This is a genomic window from Planctomycetia bacterium, assembly GCA_034440135.1.
GTDB lineage: Bacteria > Planctomycetota > Planctomycetia > Pirellulales > JALHLM01 > JALHLM01.
In genome coordinates this window covers 1-7,024 of the sequence record JAWXBP010000335.1, presented here as the reverse complement: position 1 = coordinate 7,024, position 7,024 = coordinate 1, and the positions used below count along the sequence as shown (strand labels likewise).

Sequence of the window (7,024 nt, the reverse complement as noted above, 5' to 3'; positions counted from 1 at the left end):
TGACGAATGACGAAAGAATGACGAAGCACGAATGACGAATGGCCGACCCGGTGCGATTGAGGCGGGGATCGTGGCTTGGGGAATCGCGTTTGGTGTTTCGTGTTTGGTGTTTCGTATTCTGCCCATCGGGGCGGTGGCGATACTGCGGGCGCTAGCGGCTCGCTGACCTATCGCTTGGCGAACTGCGTTGCTCTGACGAAGGCACGATACGGAAATGCGTGTAGCAAGTACCAGTAGCGCGAAGCCGGGGTGTAGCAGTGAGCCTGGTCGAGAGGCTCGGAGCGGCGGCGAATGATGTGCAAAAACCGCGAGAACGGCGCGAGTTGTCGCCGCCGGAGAGGGCCGAATTGGGGCCGGAGAAATAGTGTAGCAGTGGCGCGAGAATTTTCGCCGGGTGTAGCAGTGACTTGACGGAGTGCGGGGAATATGGGCGTTTCTAGCTGCTTTGGGTTTGGTGTTTCGCCTTCGGCTGTGTTTGCTGTTTGGAAAAACCTTTTTCAACCTGAACGCGAATAGGGACGGATTGCCGGGGCTTGGCGGCCGTGGGACGCGGAATAAGGGAGCGGAATTCGGAATCCGGAATTGAGCGCTCATCCCGACGAGCACAGAAGCTCGCAGCGGATTTTTCAACGCAAAGACGCCAAGGTGCAAAGACGCAAAGACGATCGGCTAGTTGCAAGAGTGCAAAAGTCGAAGAGTGCCAGAGCCGGAAGGAAGGAGCCGGGTTTGAACAGAAGCATGCAAAGCACGCGAATGGGAGAGGCTGACTGGAATGCCGACGGTGGAACCGCTGCAAGGACGGAGGCGGGCGGAATTTTTTAACGCAAAGATGCGATGGGGCAAAGTCGCGAAGAAAGTGCTAAACCCGGAATCTGGAGTTGAACAGAAGCACTCAGCGCGGCGTAGCCGCAACCGAAGGGAAGGAGGCGAATTGTTCACCACAGAGGCACAGAGGCACGGAGAAGATGGGGAGAAGCAGAAGGATTTGTTAGCCACCGATGAACACCGATGAACGCAGATAAAACGAGAGAAGCCGAAGAGAAGAACGTCCGCAATCAATAAAAGGCAAACGAACTCGCCGCGCAAAATCCTCTCGCGAGAAGCAAATTTCAAACGTTTGCAGCGCTAAGGAAGACGGGCCCCTTCGACTCGCTCTGCACGCTCGGTTCGACGAGCTTCGTTCGACTGGGCTCACGGCAGGCCCCGCAGGCAGGCAGAGCAGACGCGGAGTTTGGAATAGGTGCAAATGGCACCTCGGCGGACGCAACGACGAATCGGATGCGCCGAAGCCCGCCGCGTACGTACGACCTGTTCCTCCAGAAAGACGGTAGCCGCGAGTCCGCGTGTCGGCGTAAACTTGGATTCTCGTCATCTCCGCCTGTCGGGCCTACGTCGCCATGCCCCCCATAATTAACGTTGCCGCCTATCAGTTCGTAGACCTGTCCGATCTGAAGTCGTTACGCTCGCGCCTGCGCGCCCTTTGTAGCGATTGGCAGTTGCGTGGCACGATCTTACTGAGCACCGAAGGGATCAACCTGTTTGTAGCCGGTGAGCGCTGGTCAACGGACTTACTGCTGGCAGAGTTACGCAGCATTGCGGGTCTAGAAAATCTCGCGGTTAAAATCAGCGCGAGCGACCGACCTCCGTTTAATCGAATGCTCGTTCGCATCAAACGCGAAATTATCCCTTTCGGCGTCCCCGGCATCGATCCCGCCCGCCGACCAGCCGCGAAACTTTCGCCGTGCGAGCTTAAACAATGGCTCGACGAGGGGCGTCCGATCACCTTGCTCGACACGCGAAACGACTACGAGGTGAAGCTCGGCACATTTCGTGATGCATTGCCGATCGGCATTCAACACTTTCGACAGTTCCCGCAAGCGGCCGACCGCCTTCCGGCGGAGTTGAAGCAACGGCCGATCGTAATGTTCTGTACGGGAGGAATTCGTTGCGAAAAGGCCGGCCCCTATCTCAAGCAGCAGGGCTTTGAGCAGGTCTTCCAACTCGAAGGCGGAATTCTTAAATACTTCCAGGATTGCGGCACCGCCTATTATCAGGGTGAGTGCTTCGTCTTCGATCAGCGAGTCGGTCTCGATGCGGGCCTCGACGAAACACGAAGCGAGCAATGCTATGCGTGTCTTACACCGCTCACGGCATCGGAGCAGCAAGATCCGCGGTTTCTTAAAGGCACTTCCTGTCCGTACTGCTTTCTCACGAGTGCCGAGCAGCAGTCACGCGCTTTGATCGCGCGGCAACAATCGCTGGCAATGGCGACGCAGCCGCTTCCCGGTAGCGAGCCGTACGACAACTACCGCCCGATCGACGTGCCTGCGTCGGCCGACGGCCGGCCGCTGCTCGATTTTCTTACGAACACGTTTCGCCATGTCTTACGTGAACACTGGCTTGGGCTTTTTGCGGGCGGGTTGTTTTTGAATATTGACCGACGGCAAGTTGAGGCCGACCGTGTCGTGCAAGCAGGTGAACGATACTTACGTTGGGAGCCGAGGACCCGTGAGCCGGACGTCAACGTCGACATTCGTATCGTGCACGAAGACGAAGCCGTGATCGTGTTGAATAAGCCCGCCCCACTCCCGGTCCATCCAAGCGGGCAATTCAATCGCAACACGTTGACGCACATTTTAAGCGTCGTCTATCAACCGCAGCGTCCCCGGGCCGCACATCGGCTTGATGCGAACACCTCGGGGCTGATCGTTTTCGCTCGAACTCGTCATATGGCCGGACTCCTTCAGCCGCAATTCGCGCGCGGCGAAGTCGAGAAGGTTTACTTGGCGAGAATTCAGGGGCATCCGCCGGAGAACCGGTTTCGCTCGACGGCACCCATCAGTAGCGAGGCCGGCGAAGGGGGTTCGCGCGTAATCGATGAGCAAGACGGCCTGCCTGCAGTAACGGAGTTCACCGTCAGGCGGCGACTAAACGACGGCACCGCACTGATCGAGGCTCGCCCGCTCACGGGAAGAACAAATCAAATTCGAGTCCACCTTTGGGAACTCGGATGGCCGATTTGTGGTGAGCAACTTTACTTGAAGGCGCATCAATTGGGCGTCAAACAGACCGTCGCAGTGAATGATCCACCGTTGGAGCTGTTCGCAAAACAAATTGCCTTTACTCATCCGCTATCCGGCAAACGCCGCACTTTTGTAGCACCGTCGCCCCCGTGGGCCGACGAACTCCGCGAAAGCTAGACAGTCACGGTCGCAGCCTTCGATCTGCAGCGTGAGTTGAGCAATGCGATCGCGTAGCTTCGTGCTCTAGCCATTATTGATGACCACCGTGATTGGGGGCATGACTCATACCGGTTCGGATATCGAGATAACCCTGTCTGGAACGAATTGGAGTCCTTCAACAAATACCGGTACGATGTCGTTGGCCATAACTCCACATTAGAGGAAGTGCATGTCGATTCTTATGATAGGCATTATGCTCACGGCGGCAGCGGCACCGCCCGCTGCTGCAGATTCCAGTCACGACTGGCGACGCGTGGGCGTCGGCGCGTGCGATTATTCTGAAATCTCGCTCGCAGAACTCACCGCGCAACTCTCATTGAGATCAGACGTACCCATTCACTTGGTGTGCGAGAAGGCCGTTTATCCGGTGTTGCGTAACTTCAAGCTTTCGGAAGCCGCGACGCTTGGATCCGCCTTCGAACTGATTTCAAAGTCGATCCCCGGTATTCGAGCAAGTGATACCACTCACGGTGTCCTGTGGGTTGGACCCACGCCTGTAGTGTGCGCGCGGCCTTTGCAACGGAAGGTAAGTGCGATCAAATTTGTCGGGACGTTCGCTGAACTGGTTGAGAAGACACTTGCGGGCGATTATACCGGATTCGGCACCGGCACTTTTGCCGGCCTACGCACCGACGCCCGTGTCCTGCAAGTTCGATTGGACGACGGCAATAAGACCGCTCTCGAACTATTAGCGTCGGCAGCTGAGGGGGCGGAAGGGCGGTTGTTCATTTGTTTTTCAATGGCCGAGAAGGCGGACACGGGATCATTGCAGGTCATATTGCAATACCAGATAGGCGATATGCAGGGGGTTCTTAAACGACAAGAAGGTCGACGATTGCTGGGTCATCCCCGATGACCAATCCTATATATCCGCGTAAGTGTGGCCGCACGAGTTCCGCGCTAGTAGGTCGGTGGAACGCGTGGGCATGAAGCGCGTTGTGATGAACCTGCGTCGCGAAGCGATGGAAGCGTTCGGATTAGCGACATACTTTAAGGAGTCGTATCGTGGCACAGCAGAAGCGTCCGCAAAAGCAAGAAGGTGGTCAGCTCGACAAGGCTCTACGGGATGCGGCATTAACATTAAGAAAACGTTTTCAACTCGCGACCTCACCCACGGAACGGGAGGTTGTCGCAGTTCAACTCCAGGCCATTCGCGCAAAAATCCGCGCCCAAGGGAAGAGTTGACGCGGGCGGGCATTCGATGAAGGCGGAAGCTTGGCATCGAGCGTATGTCGGCGGACTGTGGGACGAGGTCGGACGACTGCAGTTCGAGTATCTGCTGGCCAAAAAGCTCGAGCCGCACCATTTTTTCCTGGACGTCGGCTGCGGTAGTTTGCGCGCCGGAGTTCATTTCATCCCGTACCTGCACCCTGGCCGGTATCTCGGGATCGATCACAAGGCCGAATTGATTCAGGCCGGCGTGCGTGACGAATTGAGTTCGGAATTGGTCGCCGCGAAGCAGCCTCGCTTCGTGGTTTCGGAAGACTTTGAATTTGATCGATTTGGCGTACGTCCGGATTTCGCTTTGGCGCAGTCGCTTTTCACGCATCTCAGTTCTGCATCTATCAGCCGATGTCTCACGAAGCTGCATGGAGTGCTCGCTGGAAACGGCGTTCTTTACGCAACGTTTAACGAGTGCGCGCGAGAGCAGGTGAACCCGTCCGAGTCGCATGACCACCGCGTCTTTCACTACACCCGCTCGCAGATGCGGAGCTTTGCCGAATCGGCAGGATGGCAGATTAAATACATCGGAGATTGGGGCCATCCCCGCGGCCAAAAGATGCTTGAGTTACGGCCCTCGAATTTCTCGGAAGCGACGCCCTCGCCGGTTTCCGCATATGCGGACCAAGACGATCGCCCGAATTTGCTGTTGCTTGGCGTAGGACACTCTGGCACCAGCGTCACTGCGAAACTGCTCGGTACGTTGGGTTGGAATCTTGGCGAGGTGGACGGTTTTTCGGAGAACGTCGTCATCCGGCGCCGCAACGCGGAGCTGCTAAGCGGCAAGCGCCCAGACCTGCAAAACCTGGCGCAATCGTTCGCCGACTTGCGAAGTCCTTGGCTCGTAAAGGACCCCCGCTTCGTGCTCACTCTGGATCAATGGCTTCCGGTTTTCCAAGCCTTGCCAGCCGCTGAACGGCCAACGTTGCTTCATCTAACTCGCGATATTCAAAAAGTGCAGAGAACCTACCTTGCCTATGGCGAGGTTGTGGAGGGAGCGCCGGGTATGTACCGGCATACGGTTCAGGAATTGTCTGAGATTGCCCTACGTGCGTACGGCACATGGCCCTTTGCGAAGCTGCATCTAGAGTTTGAACAAATAGTCGCCGCGGCTAAGGCGTTCAATATCGGGCGCGCCCAGCGGCGCGACACCGAATAAGACGAGAATGTTATTGACTCATAAGGAAGTGTTGAAACGCAACAAAAGACTGACGACCGCTGGGAAGTGCTGCGGGTTTCCGGTGGTGGCGGTGTTCAGGCCGTTGCCTCGGCACCGGTCAGGTAAGACCGCCTGCGCAACTCTGGTGACGTGCCTGCGCGGCGGCAAGCAGAGCACGGAACTGCGTTATTATCTCAGCAGCCTGGAGATGGGCGTCAAAAACTTCGCGCGCGCCGTTCGCGGCCACTGGGGCATCGAGAACAGCTGCCATTGGCCACTGGACTTCACCTACCGTGAAGATGAATTTTGCATCCGGGGCAACCAGGTCCGTGAGAACGTTGCTTCGCTAAATCGCTTTACGCTATCGTTTTTAATGCAGCATCCCGACAAAGCCAGCCTCGTCATGAAACGACGCAGTTGCAACTGGAGCGACAAATTCTTGACGCAAGTCGTCACTGGAGCAACGCTTTAGTGTGCGCCGGCCCTGCAACGGATGCGGAGGAGTTCATCGTTACGCGCCCCACCGATTGCCGAGATACGACTTCCACACCACTCCGTTTTCGGTCGGCCGTGATTAGGGGAGCAGGGAGAATAGGAGCGTCAGCGCGTCGCCCCGGGTGATGACGTCGAAGGTTGATAATGTCGCCGACTTGGGCGATTGGGCAGCATTGCTCGAAAGTCTGCGACAGTCAGTTCACGGCTCTCAGCACTCTCGGCTTGGGCGACGGTGCGAGCCAGCGCGTTGGGATCGCGCTTGCCCGCGAGGATTTGCGCGAAACCGTCGTCGAACTCAGTACGGCGCAATAGCGAGTTTGCTCGATGGCCTTGTCGGACGGACTTTCGTACCGGTCGAGATACCGGGGCGGCACTTGCCACCGGGGATTTTCGCCCGGAGCGTCTCCGTTTGATTGGCCAGCTTGTGTTGGTGCTGCCGACCGCATTCTGGCGCCAACCCTCACCCCAACCCTCTCCCGCGATCTGCGGCCCCTCGATCCCCGATGCTTTGCGCGCGGGAGAGGGGGCCAAACAAGGTTCTATTCTGTTCGATACCGGGGGGTTGGGTCGAGTACGGTCGCCTTCGGCGCGGACAAGGACTACCGCGTTCGGCCTTGGCGATCTAGGACTACCGCGTTGGGCCTTGCTTCCTCGCTATCGCTCGGCGGCCCGCCTTGCTCCGTCGCTATCGCTCAGAACAAGCGGACTACCGCCCTTAGCCTTCTTCCTCCCTAATCGGTCGGCGGCTGCGGTTGCTCCTCAGTTGCTCCCACCTCCACACCATGCCGCCCCGTATCGGCGAAGCCGAACCGGAGCGTGTCAAGGGATTTGAGACAACTGCGATACGATATTAGTGTCTTACATGAGCTGTAGCATTCGGGGTTCGGGCGCGTTTGCCGGCGGGTTG

6 protein-coding genes are annotated in these 7,024 nt (G+C 57.5%); all 6 read left to right on the top strand.

Annotated features, from left to right (window positions below):
- The first annotated feature begins 1,397 nt into the window (after nt 1–1,397).
- The 6 genes from SGJ19_20165 to SGJ19_20140 all read left to right on the top strand — a co-directional run bounded on the left by SGJ19_20165 (nt 1,398) and on the right by SGJ19_20140 (nt 6,429).
- Complete coding sequence (locus tag SGJ19_20165; protein MDZ4782568.1) at nt 1,398–3,200, top strand: pseudouridine synthase; 1,803 nt, start codon at nt 1,398–1,400, stop codon at nt 3,198–3,200.
- 211 nt (nt 3,201–3,411) lie between these two features.
- Nucleotides 3,412–4,098, top strand: a complete 687-nt coding sequence (locus SGJ19_20160) for a hypothetical protein (GenBank protein ID MDZ4782567.1) — start codon at nt 3,412–3,414, stop codon at nt 4,096–4,098.
- A gap of 149 nt (nt 4,099–4,247) precedes the next feature.
- Complete coding sequence (locus tag SGJ19_20155; protein MDZ4782566.1) at nt 4,248–4,427, top strand: hypothetical protein; 180 nt, start codon at nt 4,248–4,250, stop codon at nt 4,425–4,427.
- Nucleotides 4,428–4,686: 259 nt separating this feature from the next.
- Nucleotides 4,687–5,622: a hypothetical protein gene (locus SGJ19_20150; protein ID MDZ4782565.1), complete on the top strand. Its 936-nt coding sequence runs from the start codon at nt 4,687–4,689 to the stop codon at nt 5,620–5,622.
- A gap of 13 nt (nt 5,623–5,635) precedes the next feature.
- Entirely contained in the window at nt 5,636–6,094 is a 459-nt protein-coding gene (locus SGJ19_20145) for an ISAs1 family transposase (GenBank protein ID MDZ4782564.1), read from the top strand.
- A 167-nt stretch (nt 6,095–6,261) separates the two neighbouring features.
- Entirely contained in the window at nt 6,262–6,429 is a 168-nt protein-coding gene (locus tag SGJ19_20140; GenBank protein ID MDZ4782563.1) for a hypothetical protein, read from the top strand.
- The last annotated feature ends 595 nt before the right edge of the window (nt 6,430–7,024 follow it).